10 protein-coding genes and 8 pseudogenes are annotated in these 16,349 nt (G+C 42.2%); all 18 read left to right on the top strand.

The genetic code is table 11. The annotated features are described in order from the left end of the window. Nucleotides 1-283: 283 nt before the first annotated feature. The 18 genes and pseudogenes from KI236_RS11420 to KI236_RS11345 all read left to right on the top strand — a co-directional run bounded on the left by KI236_RS11420 (nucleotide 284) and on the right by KI236_RS11345 (nucleotide 16,347). A pseudogene (locus tag KI236_RS11420) lies at nucleotides 284-3,330 on the top strand (SrtB-anchored collagen-binding adhesin). A 12-nt stretch (nucleotides 3,331-3,342) separates the two neighbouring features. Continuing rightward, the gene (locus tag KI236_RS12335) at nucleotides 3,343-3,621 is read left to right on the top strand and encodes a hypothetical protein (RefSeq protein WP_016440371.1); all 279 of its coding nucleotides are present in this window, start codon (nucleotides 3,343-3,345) and stop codon (nucleotides 3,619-3,621) included. Then, nucleotides 3,569-3,895: a YdcP family protein gene (locus KI236_RS11415; RefSeq protein WP_005339720.1), complete on the top strand. Its 327-nt coding sequence runs from the start codon at nucleotides 3,569-3,571 to the stop codon at nucleotides 3,893-3,895. The genes KI236_RS12335 and KI236_RS11415 overlap by 53 nt, the downstream gene beginning before the upstream one ends. A 15-nt stretch (nucleotides 3,896-3,910) precedes the next feature. Then, a pseudogene (locus KI236_RS11410) lies at nucleotides 3,911-4,295 on the top strand (YdcP family protein). Between the two features lie 98 nt (nucleotides 4,296-4,393). Beyond that, nucleotides 4,394-5,160 (top strand): annotated as a pseudogene (locus KI236_RS11405) (helix-turn-helix domain-containing protein). Nucleotides 5,161-5,216: 56 nt separating this feature from the next. Continuing rightward, nucleotides 5,217-6,614: pseudogene (locus KI236_RS11400) on the top strand (FtsK/SpoIIIE domain-containing protein). Nucleotides 6,615-6,799: 185 nt separating this feature from the next. Next, nucleotides 6,800-7,288, top strand: coding sequence for a helix-turn-helix domain-containing protein (locus KI236_RS12370; RefSeq protein WP_408059065.1), 489 nt, complete (start codon nucleotides 6,800-6,802; stop codon nucleotides 7,286-7,288). Beyond that, nucleotides 7,237-7,947 (top strand): replication initiation factor domain-containing protein, encoded by a 711-nt coding sequence (locus KI236_RS12365; protein WP_408059068.1) that lies wholly within the window; start codon nucleotides 7,237-7,239, stop codon nucleotides 7,945-7,947. Before KI236_RS12370 ends, KI236_RS12365 begins: the two co-directional genes overlap by 52 nt. A gap of 65 nt (nucleotides 7,948-8,012) precedes the next feature. After that, nucleotides 8,013-8,147, top strand: a complete 135-nt coding sequence (locus KI236_RS11390) for a DUF3789 domain-containing protein (protein WP_003061156.1) — start codon at nucleotides 8,013-8,015, stop codon at nucleotides 8,145-8,147. A gap of 1 nt (nucleotide 8,148) precedes the next feature. Beyond that, a complete protein-coding gene (locus tag KI236_RS11385) occupies nucleotides 8,149-8,370 on the top strand; it encodes a hypothetical protein (RefSeq protein WP_003060793.1) in 222 nt (73 codons plus the stop codon). Between the two features lie 71 nt (nucleotides 8,371-8,441). Further along, complete coding sequence (locus KI236_RS11380) at nucleotides 8,442-8,858, top strand: nuclear transport factor 2 family protein (RefSeq protein ID WP_212821954.1); 417 nt, start codon at nucleotides 8,442-8,444, stop codon at nucleotides 8,856-8,858. 90 nt (nucleotides 8,859-8,948) lie between these two features. After that, nucleotides 8,949-9,247: pseudogene (locus KI236_RS11375) on the top strand (hypothetical protein). Continuing rightward, nucleotides 9,166-9,670 (top strand): annotated as a pseudogene (locus tag KI236_RS11370) (antirestriction protein ArdA). The pseudogenes KI236_RS11375 and KI236_RS11370 overlap by 82 nt, the downstream one beginning before the upstream one ends. A gap of 17 nt (nucleotides 9,671-9,687) precedes the next feature. Then, nucleotides 9,688-10,193 (top strand): annotated as a pseudogene (locus KI236_RS11365) (antirestriction protein ArdA). A 118-nt stretch (nucleotides 10,194-10,311) separates the two neighbouring features. Next, nucleotides 10,312-10,710, top strand: a complete 399-nt coding sequence (locus KI236_RS11360; RefSeq protein ID WP_010723729.1) for a conjugal transfer protein — start codon at nucleotides 10,312-10,314, stop codon at nucleotides 10,708-10,710. Continuing rightward, nucleotides 10,688-13,142: pseudogene (gene tcpF / locus KI236_RS11355) on the top strand (conjugal transfer ATPase TcpF). The gene KI236_RS11360 and the pseudogene tcpF overlap by 23 nt, the downstream one beginning before the upstream one ends. Next, nucleotides 13,142-15,343 (top strand): CD3337/EF1877 family mobilome membrane protein, encoded by a 2,202-nt coding sequence (locus KI236_RS11350; RefSeq protein WP_212821952.1) that lies wholly within the window; start codon nucleotides 13,142-13,144, stop codon nucleotides 15,341-15,343. The pseudogene tcpF and the gene KI236_RS11350 overlap by 1 nt, the downstream one beginning before the upstream one ends. Next, nucleotides 15,340-16,347 (top strand): bifunctional lytic transglycosylase/C40 family peptidase, encoded by a 1,008-nt coding sequence (locus tag KI236_RS11345; RefSeq protein WP_003059774.1) that lies wholly within the window; start codon nucleotides 15,340-15,342, stop codon nucleotides 16,345-16,347. Before KI236_RS11350 ends, KI236_RS11345 begins: the two co-directional genes overlap by 4 nt. The last annotated feature ends 2 nt before the right edge of the window (nucleotides 16,348-16,349 follow it).

Below are 16,349 nucleotides of genomic sequence, written 5' to 3'. Positions count from 1 at the left end.
AAAACACAATAAAAATCTGATTATCCGCTAAAACACAGTATCTATCAGCATTTTCAAGGAAACAAACACATCAATTTACTACTTATTTACTACTAACGAATGAGCCTTGATACGCAAGTTTTCCTAGATATGCAAAGATATGGTACAGCACATCAGTATTGAAACAAGAAAAAATTGAATAACTTATAGACTATGGAACGCCTAAAATGACGTTCCTTTTCTATTTCCAGCCGTTCTTATTGGACGGCTATTTTATTACCAAAAATGAAAGGAGCATTAAACTATGAAAAAGACATGGAAACGATTGTGTACGGGCTTCTTAGCTCTTGCAACTGTCGTTACTTCTTTACCGACTACACCCGTTCATGCAGAAAGCAAGCAATACTGGACGGAAAGTGCAGAGCGTGTCGGTATCATTGAAAAAGTAATGAATGACGGTTCTATCGGTTCGACATTCAATGAGGGCTATATGAAAGTTGAGGGCGAAACTGCCTATTGTATCGACATCAATACAGATTTCAAAAATGGTTACAAGACCAGAGCTGACGCAAGCTCACGCATGAGTACCGACCAGATTTCAGATGTGGCGTTATCCTTAGAGTATGTCAAACAGTATGGCGAAGCTCACAAGGAACTGAACTACAAGCAACTCTATCTGTTGGAACAATGTGTTGTCTGGCAGAGATTGAGCGTACATCTTGGCTGGCAATGTGATAACGTGCGAGCTTCTTATGATGAAATTCAAAAGGCTACGCAGGACGAAGTTTTCTCTGGTGCAAAAGCCTTTGTCAAAGAAAATAAAGGACGCTATGAATGTGGCGGTTATATCTACTCTGGCGAGGGGCAGGAATTAGGACAATTCTGGGCGAAACTGAATGTCGGAAATGCAAAACTACAAAAGACTTCCAGTAATACCAGCATTACCGACGGTAATGGGAATTACTATATTGCAGGTGCAACATACGGTGTCTTTTCTGATAAAGACTGCACAAAACAGCTTGCCACCCTTACGACTGATGAAAACGGAAACACAGATATTGCAGAGGTAAAAGCAGGCACAGTCTATATCAAGGAATTATACGCACCAGCAGGATATAAAGTGGATAAAACTGTATATTCCTTAAAGGTTGAAGTTGGAAAGACAGCAATTTTGAAAGTATCAGATACGCCAAAAGTAACGGACACTTTGATTGAGCTTTTCAAGATTGATATGGAAACACAGAAAGACAATCCGCAAGGGAACGCTTCTTTAGCAGGTGCGGAATTTACATGGAAGTATTATGCTGGCTTCTACAATAAAGACAATCTCCCTGCCGAAGCTACTCGTACATGGGTTACAAAGACAATCGCTGAAACAGACAGCGACGGGACAACTCATTACATCACAAAATTAGCGGACACATACAAAGTATCTGGCGACAGCTTCTATATGCAGGACGGCAAGGCGGTTCTTCCACTTGGAACACTAACCGTAGAAGAAACAAAAGCTCCAAACGGCTACTTGTTAGAGGGTGCATATATGCGATGCTGGCGATAAGTCCGAACAGATAAAAGGCTTATATGTAACACAGATTACCGAGGACGGCGACCTTGCCGTATTATCTGGAAGTAACCAGTTTTCCGTATCAGACAAGGTTATCCGTGGCGGTGTCAAAATTCAGAAACGAGATTTAGAAACGGGCGATACAAAGCCACAAGGAAGTGCCACTTTGAAAGATACTGCCTTTGACATCATTTCCTTAAATGATAATGCAGTATTGGTTGAGGGCAAGTTATACAAGAAAAATGAAGTGGTAAAGACAATTCGTACAGATATTGAGGGTGTCGCTTCTACTTCTTCTGACCTCTTACCTTATGGAAAATTCCGTATCGTTGAGAGTGAAGCTCCCAACGGTTACTTAACTGACGGTGCAAAGCCGATTGATTTTACAATCACAGAAAATGGAAAAATCGTGGACTTAACCGAAAAAGCCCATTCTATCTATAATCAGATTAAGCGTGGAGATATTGAGGGTGTAAAAATCGGTGCAGGCACACACAAGCGTCTTGCTGATGTTCCTTTTAGGATCACAAGCAAGACAACGGGCGAAAATCACGTCGTGGTAACTGATGATAACGGGCAATTCTCCACTTCTGCTGACTGGGCTTCTCATAAGCACAATACAAACGCAGGCAAGACCAGTGAGGACGGTGTGTGGTTTGGGACTTCTGAACCAGACGACAGCAAGGGGGCATTACCTTATGATACCTATATCATTGAAGAAATGCGTTGCGATAGTAACAAAGGCTTTGAACTTATCCCACCTTTTGAAATCGTGGTATCAAGAAATAACCTTGTGATTGATTTAGGAACGCTGACTGATGAATACGAAAAAGAAATCTCTATTCATACCACAGCGACCAGCAAAGACGGCGAAAAGACTATCCTTGCAGGAAAAGAGGTTACAATCGTTGATACTGTCAAATTAGACGGACTTACAAAAGGCACAAAGTATCAGCTCAAAGGCTGGCAGATGTTAAAGGAAGAAAACGCCGAGCTTATCATTGACGGGAAACGTGTAGAAAACGATTATACCTTTGTCGCTGATGATGAAGAAATGAAAGTGGAAATTTCCTATACATTCAATGCGTCTGCTTTAGGTGGCAAAAACCTTGTTACCTTTGAAGAATTATATGATTTCAGCAATTCAGACGAACCCGTAAAAGTTGCAGAACACAAGGACATTGAGGACGACGGGCAAACGGTACTTATCACAGAGCGTATCATCAAGATACATACTACCGTTACCGATAAGGACGGCAATAAAGAGCTTAAAGCAGGAAAAAGACGTTACAATCATTGATACCGTAACCTTAGAGGGCTTAGAAGTCGGTACACAGTACAAACTTGTGGGCTGGCAGATGTTGAAAGAAGAAAATGCAGAACTTCTTATCAATGGAAAACGTGTGGAAAGTGATTACACTTTTATTGCTGACAGCGAAGCTATGAAAGTGGAAGTTGCTTTTACGTTTGACGCTACTTCTCTTGACGGCAAACAGCTTGTAACTTTTGAGGAATTATACGATTTAAGCAATCCAGACGAGCCGAAGAAAGTTACCGAGCATAAGGATATTGAGGATAAGGGACAGACGATTACCTTTAAGGAAAAGCCAGAAGAACCAGAGAAACCCGAAACACCACCGACACCGGAAAAGCCTAACAGACCTAGCGACAGTCCCAAAACGGGCGACAGTACAAATGTAATGGCATTTATCGTGATGTTGCTTGCGTCTGCTGGTGGACTGGCTGGAACATATCTTTACAAACGCCGTAAAATGAAGAAATCATAAGGCGGTAACGGTATGAGGAAAGAAAAATCACGCTCTCCGCCGAAGCTGTCAAACGGCAGATTTTTGCTTATTCTGGCTTGTCTGCCAACAACCTGCAAGAACACGGATAGTCAAGGGTGCGTAAGCATTGATTTTACCCTTTACTATCTGGGGGATTGCTGGTACTTCCCAAACCGCCAGAATAAGAAATCACAATTAAAAAACTTATCAAATATAGAAAGAAACGAGGTAAAACAATATGGAAATGAAATATGTCGTGCCAGATATGGCACAGTCTTTTGGAACTCTTGAATTTGCAGGCGAAAGCGAGCCAGTCTTTGAAAGAGATAAAAATAATCGCAGGGTCTTAGCCAGACGAAGCTATAACCTTTATTCCGACGTACAGAAAGGCGAAAATGTTGTGGTAGAAATTCCCGTGCAGGCTGGCGAAAAGAAGTTCAAGTATGAGCAGAAAGTAAAACTTGTCAATCCGAAGTTATACGGCAGAGGTTACGCAATCGGGGATATGGGACATACCGATTATGTATTAGTTGCTGATGATATTGTAGCAGTTGAAGAAAAGTAAAGGAGTGAAGAAGTTATGAGATTATCAAACGGGATTTGTTATTGACAAAGAGAAAACATTTGGAGAATTAAAATTTACAGCAGTGCGTGATGTGTTCTTACAGAATGAGGACGGGACACCGAGTACCCAGCTTAAAAAGCGTATCTATGATTTGAAGTGCAGTCTGCATGGTGGAATTATCCCCGTATCTGTACCGCCAGAAGTACCGTTAAGAGAATTTCCGTACAATGCAGTTGTGGAACTTGTCAATCCCGTAGCCGATACGGTATCACGAAAGACCTATACGGGTGCAGATGTGGACTGGTATGTAAAGGCAGAGGATATTGTATTGAAGAATAAAGGAAACCAGAACGCAGGAAGTCCACAGAACCATACACCGCAGGGACAGCCGAAAAAATAAAAATTCTCCTCATAAGTTAGAAAAATAGAGGTACTCTCCCGTTAGTAGATTGCCTACCTTATCGTAAATGGTTAAAATAACGATAGGAGGTGGCACAAATGTATCAAATCAACAATGAAAAATTTGGACAATTTTTAGCCGAAGTGCGAAAAGAAAAACAAATGACACAAAAGGACTTAGCAGATAAGTTGTTTGTGTCGGATAAACAGTTAGTAAATGGGAACGTGGAAACAGTATGCCAAATGTTACATTACTTATCCCTATTGCTGATATACTTGGTATTACAGTAACAGAACTTTTACAAGGAGAAAAATTAAAAGAGAACAAGACATTAAATAGTGATGTGGTAGAAACTCTTGTTGTAAACTCGTTAGACTTGTCGTTGCGTGATACAATTCATCAACGAAAAAAGAACTGGATATTTGCATTTCTTATCTCAATCGGTGTGGTAGTTATAGAGGCAATATTATTAACTGTTTCTGGAATTTCCATAGAACAAATGGGAGATAGTTTGTATATATCTTTGTTAATGCTTTTGTTTGCAAGTTGGCTTTGCATTTTTGCGAAAGAATTATTACCGACATATTATGATACAAATAAAGTTAATTTTGTATCACAAGGAATTTTCAGAATACACATGGCAGGGCTATCTTTTAATAATGCAAACTGGGGATATGTATTAACAGTATTTAGAGTATTTACATTAGGAACTGCTATTCTATATCCTATTATTTGCTATATCAGTTTTTTAGTTGGTGGCATTTCATTATGGAATACTGTAAAACATCCAGCTATAATTATTTTGCTGATAGGAATGTTAGTAACAACCTATATTGTTGGGAAAAAAACACGAATAATGATATAAGCAGTTAGTCTTAGGATTGACTGCTTTTTTCATACCCAGAAAGGAGTGATTGATTTATGCGTAAGATTTGGAACAAAGGACACCGTATCAGAGCCAGCGACAAGCACCTTGTTTATCATTTTTCCATAGAGACGCTTCTGTTTGTGTTCGTGGCAGTTCTCCTGCTACTGAATAGCAAACAGCTCATGCGTACCGACTGGGAGCATTTCAGCTTGTTAGAAAACGGCTTGACGCTTTCCCCTTACAACTTCATAACCATATTGATAGCGACTGGTGTTTGTGCATTGGTCGCTTTTGGGTATTACCGCTTCTGTTACGACAGTTTCAAGAAGCTACTGCACCGTCAAAAGCTGGCAAGAATGATACTGGAAAATAAGTGGTATGAAGCCGATACCGTACAAGACAGCGGTTTTTTTACTGACCTGCAAAGCAGATCAAGGGAAAAAATCGTCTGGTTTCCAAAGATTTATTATCAAATGGAAAAAGGACTTCTTCATATCCGCTGTGAAATTACGTTAGGAAAATATCAAGACCAGCTTTTACGGTTAGAGGATAAATTGGAAAGTGGCTTGTATTGTGAGCTGACCGACAAGACCCTGCATGACGGCTATATCGAATATACCCTGCTTTATGATATGATAGCGAACCGCATTACCATTGATGAAGTACGGGCAGAAAACGGCTGTCTTAGACTGATGAAAAATCTTGTCTGGGAATATGACGCACTCCCTCATGCTCTGATTGCTGGTGGGACTGGTGGCGGTAAAACCTATTTTCTGCTGACGCTCATTGAAGCCTTACTGCATACCAACGCTGTCCTTTATATCTTAGACCCGAAGAACGCTGACCTTGCAGACTTAGGGACAGTTATGGGAAATGTGTATCACACCAAAGAAGAAATGATAGATTGCGTCAATGCCTTTTATGAGGGCATGGTACAGCGAAGTGAGGAAATGAAGCGACACCCGAACTATAAGACGGGCGAAAACTACGCCTATCTGGGACTGCCACCCTGCTTTCTTATCTTTGATGAATATGTGGCGTTTTTTGAAATGCTGGGGACAAAAGAAAGCGTGAGCCTACTTAGCCAGTTAAAGAAAATCGTTATGTTAGGGCGACAAGCAGGTTATTTCCTTATCGTTGCCCTCGCCAGCGTCCAGACGCAAAGTATTTCTCGGACGGTATCAGAGATAACTTCAATTTCCGTGTGGGACTTGGGCGTATCAGCGAATTAGGTTACGGTATGCTGTTTGGTTCAGATGTGAAAAAGCAGTTTTTCCAGAAGCGTATCAAGGGGGCGTGGCTATTGTGATGTGGGAACAAGTGTTATCAGTGAGTTTTACACGCCTTTAGTCCCGAAAGGACATGATTTTTTGCAGACTATCGGCTCTCTTGCACAAGCAAGGCAGGACGGGACGGCGACGTGCGAAGCGAAAGGCGACGGCACGGACTAGCCGTTGCTGGTGTGGCGTCAGCCACGCCAGCAGGTAAAACCCCTCGGTATCTAACAGAGGGGTACGTTTGCAAATAGACAATAGACAAAAAACATAGGAAACATAAGGCTTCTGGCATGGTTTTCTAGCAAAAATCGGCTGTGAAGTCGCCTTAAAAAACTTCACACTTTACAGATTGGGGGGGTATGGTTCTGAATGAAGAACAACGGATAAAAGAATTACGGGAGAAACGGATTGCTTACGGTATCTCACAAGGCAGGCTGGCGGTGGCTTCTGGTATCACAAGGGAATATTTCAACAAGATAGAAAGTGGAAAAATGAAGCCGTCAAAGGAACTTCTGGAAACTCTGCATAAGGAACTGGCAAGGTTCAATCCAGAAGTACCGCTTACCATGCTGTTTGATTATGTGAAAATTCGTTTTCCCACGCTGGATATACAGCACATCATCAAAGATATATTAAAACTGAATATCAATTATATGCTCCATGAAGATTACGGACATTACAGTTATACGGAGCATTATTCTTTAGGGGACATCTTTATCTATACGTCGGCTGACGAAGAAAAAAGGTGTCCTTTTAGAGTTAAAGGGGGCGTGGTTGCCGACAGTTTGAAAGTTACCTGCTGGCACAACAAAGAAGTTGGTATGACTTTCTCATGGACGCACTCATAGACGGTGGCGTGATGAAGCGTATCGACCTTGCTATCAACGACCATACGGGTATTTTGGATATTCCAGAGCTTGCGGAAAAATGCAGGAAACGGGAATATATCGGAAAGTCCAGAAGTTATAAGTTTTATCAGTCGGGCGAGCTTATCAAGCATAGAGAGGACGACAGAGAATATATGGGACGCACCCTTTATCTTGGTTCGCTAAAATCAGATGTGTATTTCTGTATCTATGAAAAGGACTATGAGCAGTACGTCAAGTTAGGGACACCGCTGGAAGAAGCCGACATTATCAACCGTTTTGAGATACGGCTTAGAAATGAACGTGCCTATTATGCAGTACGAGATTTGCTGACCTATTATGACGCAGAGCAGACTGCCTTTTCTATCATCAACCAGTATGTGCGGTTTGTTGATGAAGAAGCAGACAAGCGAAAAAATGACTGGAAACTCAATGACCGCTGGGCGTGGTTTATCGGCGATAACAGACAGAGCTTGAAGCTGACGACAAAGCCAGAGCCTTACACCTTAGACCGTACATTGCGGTGGGTACAACGGCAGGTAGCACCGACCTTGAAAATGCTGAAAAGGATTGATAAGGGAAACGGAACAGACTACATGAAAACTATCGAACAGCGAGGCAAAGCTCACAGAAAAGCATGAAATGATAATCAAACAGCAGACGACCCCTGCAAAAGATTTAGTAGAAAGTTAGGAGTGATGAAAAAATGTGGGAATTATTGAAAGACTTCCTGCTGGTATCTGTTGGAACGGGTATCGGCGTAGCCTTGATGTGTATTTTAAGTGTTGGCAAAGGAGCTGACTATGAAATGAAGAAATTAAAAGAAAGCGAGGACAAATAACATGAATTTCGGGCAAAATTTGTATCAATGGTTTTTAAGCAACGCACAGAGCTTAGTGCTTATGTCGATTGTGGTTATCGGTATCTACTTAGGGTTCAAGCGTGAGTTTTCAAAACTTATCGGTTTCTTGGTAGTTGCCTTGATTGCTGTCGGCTTGGTATTCAATGCTGGCGGTGTGAAAGATGTACTGTTAGAGCTGTTCAATAAGATTATCGGTGCATAAAATTTTATTGTGGGGCTGATGTATGGGTGCTATAATGTGAAAAAAGAAGTAATCGAGGTGTTCTATTTTGAATGAGAGAGAAAAAAATTATTCGTTTATGGTTTGATATGTGGTTGAAACAGCAAGACTTAGGAATAGATAAAATTTTTACAGAAGATGTTGTTTATACGGAAAGCTGGTGTCCTAAATATGAAAATCTTAAAACAGTAAAACATTGGTTTAATGAATGGAATACTCGTGGTAAAGTCATTATTTGGGATATTAAACAGTTCTTTCATAAAGAAAATCAAACTGTCGTAGAATGGTATTTTAAAAATGAAATGAATACGGGAAGCGTTGAAGAATTTGACGGTATTTCCTTAATTGAATGGACAGAAGATAACAAAATCAAATCATTAAAAGAATATGGTTGCAATCTGAATAACTATAATCCATATCAACACAGCGATAACCCTCAATTTAGAGATGAAAAAACAAACTGGTTTTAAAACTTAATCAAATTATATCCATATACATAAAGCAGTTAGTCTTAGGATTGACTGCTTTTTTCTTACCTAAAATCAGATTGGAGTGATGAAATGAGCGATATTTTTTAAGGATATGCGAAGCAAACGTCGGCTGTGATTATATTTCTAACCTGCCCTCTTACAAGCGTAAAGTGTGGCATGAAATGAAGCGATTACCGCTTACGAATTATGATATAAAACAGTTAGAAGATTTTTCAAAGTATGTGTTTGGTATGTCGTACCAGAGCTTAAAAGATGTGATGAAGCAACAGAAAGGACGTGAGGAACAATGCAGGAAACAAGGGTGCTGGTGGAAACGAGAGGAACAACTGGCGAAGAAACAATATCATACTGGTTCGACCTGCCGATAGATGTTGCCGAGTTTGAAGAAAAAGTTAGGTATCGGTGCAGAAAGTGGGGATTATCGTATTATCGAAAAGGTGTTGCCTTATGCTGATGAAGTCCACGAACACACCAGCGTGTACCAGCTCAACGAATTAGATTTTATGTACCGCCAGCTTTCAAGTGATATGCAGGAAGAATATGTATCACTACTTACGGTGTTTGAAAATTTAGAAGCACTTTATATTTGCAGGAACGTGATTATTGTTTATCCCGACTGTAAAAGCATGATAGATGTTGCAAGGCAAAAGCTGATGAACGACCCGATGTTCAAGCATTTATCCGAGGACTGTCAAGAATACTACTTTGACTTTGAAGCCTACGCTTCTCACTTGCAGGAACACGGGAAATTTTTAGTAACAGAACACGGTATCTTTGAACTGCCAGAGTAGGAAATGAGGTGGTGCTTATGATTGATGATATGGCGGTTTATATTGCTAATCTTGGCAAATACAATGAGGGCTATTTAGTCGGTGCTTGGTTCACGTTCCCCCATTGACGAGGAAGATGTGAAAAGAAAAAATCGGCTTGAATGAACAGTATGAGGAATACGCTATCCATGATACCGACAACTTTCCCATTGCGATTGGCGAGTATGTTTCCATTGAAGAACTCAATGAGATGTATGAAATGATAGAGGAACTTCCCGACTATATTGTAGAGTGTCTGGACGAATTTATCAGCCACTATGGGACGCTGGAAGAAGTCGTGGAACATAAGGACGATATTTATTATTATCCCGACTGTGAAACCATGACAGACGTTGCCTACTACTACATAGACGAATTGCAGGCACTTGGCGACATTCCACCCAGCTTACAGAACTACATTGACTATGAAGCCTACGGGCGAGATTTGGATATGGGCGGTTGCTTTATTGAAACAAGCCGAGGTATGTGCGAGATACCATATTAACGCTGGAAGATCAGCGACAAGCATTGTTGCTACTGACAGCGTATTTCTCTTTTAAGGGACAGTCTGAAACATGGCTGTCCTTTTCTATTTAGAAACTTACGAAAGGAGCTGAAAGAACTTGAAAAAGATTAAAAGCTACACGGGTATCTGGAACGTGGAAAAAGTCTTGTATGCAATCAATGACTTTAACTTACCCTTTCCCGTTACTTTTACACAGATTACATGGTTTGTGATTACGGAATTTCTCATCATTCTGTTTGGGGATATTCCCCCACTTTCCATGATTGAGGGAGCATTTCTCAAATATTTTGGTATTCCCGTTGCTCTCACTTGGTTTATGTCGCAGAAAACTTTTGACGGAAAGAAGCCGTACAGCTTTTTGAAATCACAGATAACCTATGCCCTGCGACCTAAAATCACTTATGCAGGAAAAGCCGTAAAACTGCATAAGCAGACCTTGAATGAAACAATCACGGCAGTAAGGAGTGTGAACTATGTTCCCGATAAAATATATTGACAATAACCTTGTCTGGAACAAGGACAATGAGGTGTTCGCTTACTATGAGCTGATACCGTACAACTATTCTTTCTTATCCGCAGAGCAGAAATTTATCGTGCATGACAGTTTTCGCCAGCTCATTGCACAGTCCCGTGAGGGTAAAATTCATGCCTTGCAGATTGCCACAGAAAGCTCAATCCGCAGTATGCAGGAGCAGTCAAAGAAACTGGTAACTGGAAAATTAAAGGAAGTTGCCTATCAGAAGATAGACGAACAGACCGAAGCGTTAGTATCTATGATTGGGGACAATCAAGTGGACTACCGCTTTTTTCTTGGCTTTAAGCTCATGGTTACGGAAGAACAGCTCAATCTGAAGAACATCAAAAAATCGGTGTGGCTGACGTTCACAGAATTTCTCCATGAAGTGAACCACACGCTGATGAATGATTTTGTTTCCATGCCGAATGATGAAATCAACCGTTACATAAAAATGGAAAAAGTTACTGGAAAATAAAATCTCCCGTCGCTTTAAGGTGCGTCGCTTGGAAATCCATGATTTTGGGTATCTCATGGAACATCTTTACGGCAGGGACGGTATCGCTTATGAAGATTATGAGTACCAGCTACCAAAGAAAAAAATTGAACAAAGAGACGCTGATAAAATACTACGACCTTATCCGTCCCGACAAGGTGTGTGATTGAGGAAAGCCAGCGGTATTTACGATTGGAACATGAGGACAAGGAAAGCTATGTGTCCTATTTTACCGTCAATGCGATTGTAGGAGAGCTTGATTTTCCGTCGTCTGAAATCTTCTATTTCCAGCAACAGCAATTCACATTCCCCGTTGATACGAGCATGAATGTAGAAATCGTGGAAAATCGGAAAGCATTAACGACCGTCCGCAACAAGAAAAAAGGAACTGAAAGACCTTGATAATCACGCCTATCAAGCAGGAAGTGAAACCAGCTCAAATGTGGTGGACGCTTTAGACAGCGTGGACGAGCTGGAAACTGATTTAGACCAGACAAAAGAAAGTATGTATAAGTTAAGCTACGTCATACGGGTGTCTGCACCCGATCTTGACGAGCTGAAACGCCGTTGTGATGAAGTCAAGGACTTTTACGACGACCTCAATGTAAAGCTGGTGCGTCCTGCTGGGGATATGCTGGGGCTTCATTCTGAATTTTTACCAGCCAGCAAGCGATATATCAATGACTATGTGCAGTATGTAAAATCAGATTTTTTAGCTGGGCTTGGCTTTGGTGCGACACAGCAGTTAGGAGAAACTACGGGTATCTATATGGGCTATTCTGTTGATACGGGAAGAAATGTGTACCTGCAACCGTCCCTTGCCAGTCAAGGTGTAAAAGGTACAGTTACCAACGCTTTAGCGTCTGCTTTTGTCGGTTCGCTTGGCGGTGGGAAATCGTTCTGTAACAATCTTCTGGTATATTATGCGGTGCTGTTTGGCGGTCAAGCACTTCTGTTAGACCCTAAAAGTGAGCGTGGTAACTGGAAAGAAACGCTCCCAGAGATTGCACATGAAATCAATATCGTAAATCTTACCAGCGATAAGGACAATGCAGGGCTTCTTGACCCGTTTGTGATTATGAAGAATGTAAAAGACGCTGAAAGTCTGGCAATCGACATCTTAACATTCCTTACGGGTATTTCTTCAAGGGACGGCGAAAAATTCCCCGTACTTCGTAAGGCAGTACGCTCCGTTACCCAGAGCGACAGTCGGGGCTTGCTCCATGTGATAGACGAGCTACGCCGTGAAGATACGCCCATATCAAGAAATATCGCAGACCATATCGACAGCTTCACGGACTACGACTTTGCACACCTGCTGTTTTCAGACGGTACGGTAGAAAATGCTATCAGTCTGGATAATCAGCTCAATATCATTCAAGTAGCCGACCTTGTACTGCCAGATAAAGATACCACTTTTGAAGAATACACGACCATTGAATTGTTGTCTGTGTCTATGCTGATTGTGATTAGTACCTTTGCCCTTGATTTTATCCATTCGGACAGAAGCATTTTTAAGATTGTCGATTTAGACGAAGCGTGGGCGTTCTTAAATGTGGCACAAGGAGAAACCTTATCAAATAAGCTGGTTCGTGCTGGGCGAGCTATGCAGGCAGGCGTTTATTTCGTTACCCAGTCTGCCTATGACGTGTCAAAGGAAAGTCTGAAAAACAATATCGGCTTAAAGTTTGCATTTAGAAGCACGGATATAAACGAGATAAAGCAGACCTTAGAGTTTTTCGGTATCGACAAGGACGATGAGAACAACCAGAAACGCTTGCGTGATTTGGAGAACGGACAATGCTTATTGCAGGACTTATACGGGCGTGTCGGTGTGGTGCAGATACACCCAGTCTTTGAAGAACTGCTACACGCCTTTGATACCAGACCGCCCGTACAGAGAAATGAGGTGGAGTGATGAAAGAAAGGATAAAAGGTGTGTTCACAAAAAAGAAGATTTTCCACTTTCTCAAAATGGCTCTGTTCGTGGTGGCACTCTCCCTTATCCTGCTTTCACTTTTGGGGACGGTGGCTCATGCGACGGGGCTTGTAGACGATACCATAAACGCAGAAAATCTTTATTCAAAATATCCCCTTTCCAACTACCAGCTTGATTTTTTCGTCGATAATAGCTGGTCGTGGCTTCCGTGGAACTGGCTCGACGGTATCGGAAAATCGGTACAATACGGGCTGTACTGCATTACCAACTTTGTCTGGACTATCAGTCTTTATTTAAGCAATGCTACGGGCTATGTGGTGCAGGAAGCCTATAAGCTGGACTTCATCAATGATATGGCAGACAGTATCGGAAAGAGCATACAGACCCTTGCAGGCGTTACCGAGAACGGCTTTTCTTCTACGGGCTTCTATGTTGGTTTCCTGCTTCTCATTATCTTAGTGGTGGGAATGTACGTTGCTTATACGGGACTGATAAAACGGGAAACCAGCAAAGCACTTCACGCTGTTATCAACTTTGTGGTGGTGTTCGTGCTGTCCGCTTCATTTATTGCTTATGCTCCCGACTATATCAAGAAGATAAATGAATTTTCATCAGACATCAGTACCGCTTCTTTGGATTTGGGAACAAAAATCATGCTCCCTAACTCCGACAGCGAGGGTAAGGACAGCGTGGACTTGATACGGGACAGCCTATTTTCTATTCAAGTGGAACAGCCGTGGCTCTTGCTTCAATTCGGGAACAGCAACGCAGAAGAAATCGGGACAGACCGTGTAGAAGCTCTCGTATCGGCAAGTCCAGAGGACGAGGACGGGAAAACCAGAGAGGAAGTCGTGAAAACAGAAATCGAGGACAACGACAATAACAATCTGACAATACCGCAGGTCGTGAACCGTTTGGGTATGGTGTTCTTCCTCTTGTTCTTTAACTTGGGTATCACGATATTTGTATTCTTGCTTACGGGCATGATGTTGTTCAGCCAGATACTTTTTATTATCTTTGCAATGTTTTTACCTATCAGTTTTTTACTTTCCATGATACCGAGCTATGAAAGCATGGCAAAGCAGGCAATCGTGAGAGTATTTAATACCATAATGACACGGGCAGGAATAACGCTCATTGTAACGGTGGCATTTAGTATTTCCAGTATGTTTTACAACATTTCCACAGACTACCCATTCTTTATGGTGGCGTTCTTGCAGATAGTATGTTTCGCTGGTATCTACATGAAGCTGGGCGACTTAATGAGTATGTTCTCACTTAATGCTGGCGACAGTCAAAGCATGGGACGACGCATATTCCGCAGACCGTATCTGTTTATGCGACATCGGGCTAGGCGTATGGAACACCGTATTGCAAGGGCGGTAAGTGCTGGCGGTATTTCGGGCGGTGTCGCTGGTGCGGTGGCTGGAAGTGCCGTTGCTGGAAAACGAGCTGAAAGAAAAAATACAGCTTCTAAAGAAAATCGGGGCAATACCACTTCCAGCATGGGACAGCGTGCAGGCTCAAAGGTGGGTGCTGTCTTAGATACGAAAAATAAAGTGAAAGACAAGGCAAACGCTGTCAAAGAGAATATCAAGGATATGCCGACACAGACCGCTTATGCGGTGTATTCCGCAAAGGAAAAGGCAAAGTCCAGCGTGTCTGACTTTAAGCGTGGCATGGTGCAGGAACAGCAGTCCAGACAGACGGGACGATTGGAAAAGCAGGAACAGCATAAGAAAAATATCGCTGACAAGCGTATGGAGCTTCAAAAGGCACAAGAAGCAAGGCAGGTACAGCGAAAGGCTGACGGATCAGCGACAACGGGAGCTACCCGTCCCCATGAGCGACCAGCCACAGCTTCAAAGCCGAGTGCGGAAAAAACACAGGAAGTCAAACGTCCTGCCACAGCGACCACTTCAAAAGCAAGTGAGCCAGTCAAGACAAATGTTATCAAAGAGCGTCCGTTATCTTCTGGTGCTTCTGATAAGAAAGCACCCCAGCCTACACAGACAGTACATAGGCAGAATGTAGAAAAAGTGGTATCGCAGGAAACACGCCAGAATGACACCAAAGACCGCAGGATAAAGGTTCAGCAGACCCAGAGCGTCCAGAAGAACCAGCAGACCATAGAGAAAACCCGTAACCTTGTAACGAAGAAAGGACAGAAGAAAAAATGAAACTGAAACATATCGCTATCATTGGCAGTCTGTTTCCTATCCTCTTTTCTCTGGTGCTTTTCTTTGGCGTCCTCATTAGTGCGGACAGCGACGACGAGAACAGCAATTTTTCTTCTGGCATTACGGGTATGAACCTATCCGCAGAAGTCTTGAAACATCAGCCTATGGTAGAAAAATACGCCAGAGAAAACGGTATCTCCGAGTATGTCAATGTGTTACTTGCTATCATTCAAGTAGAAAGTGGCGGTACGGCAGAAGATGTTATGCAGAGTTCGGAAAGTCTTGGTTTACCGCCTAATTCCTTAGATACGGAAAGCTCAATCAAGCAGGGGTGTAAGTATTTTGCGTCCCTGCTTTCTTCCTGCAAAAATCAAGGTATCGACGACTTGAATGTAGCGATACAGTCTTATAACTATGGCGGTGGCTATGTGGGATATGTGGCAGGAAAAGGAAAAAAACACACTTTTAATCTTGCAGAGAGCTTCGCCCGTGAGAAATCGGGTGGAAAGAAAGTAACCTACACCAACCCGATAGCCGTTGCTAAGAATGGGGGCTGGCGGTATGGCTATGGAAATATGTTCTATGTGGAAGTAGTCAATCAGTATTTAGCAGTTCCGCAGGTATCGGGAGAACTGGCACAAAAGGTAATGAATGAAGCGTTGAAATATCAAGGCTGGAAGTATGTGTATGGTGGCAGTAACCCGAATACTTCCTTTGATTGTTCGGGATTGACGCAATGGTGCTATGGAAAAGCTGGTATCTCCTTACCGAGAACAGCACAAGCACAGTATGACGCAACCCAACATCTGCCACTCTCGCAGGCAAAAGCAGGCGATTTGGTGTTTTTCCATTCCACCTATAACGCTGGTTCGTATGTAACACACGTCGGTATTCTTGTTTCGCCGACACAGATGTACCACGCAGGCGACCCGATAGGATATGCAGACCTAAGTAGTAGTTACTGGCAACAGCACTTAATCGGTGCAGGACGAGTAAAACAATAGAA

The sequence above is a fragment of the Vescimonas fastidiosa genome, assembly GCF_018326305.1.
Classification (GTDB): Bacteria; Bacillota; Clostridia; order Oscillospirales; family Oscillospiraceae; genus Vescimonas; species Vescimonas fastidiosa.
This window is presented reverse-complemented; position numbering and strand designations above follow the sequence as displayed.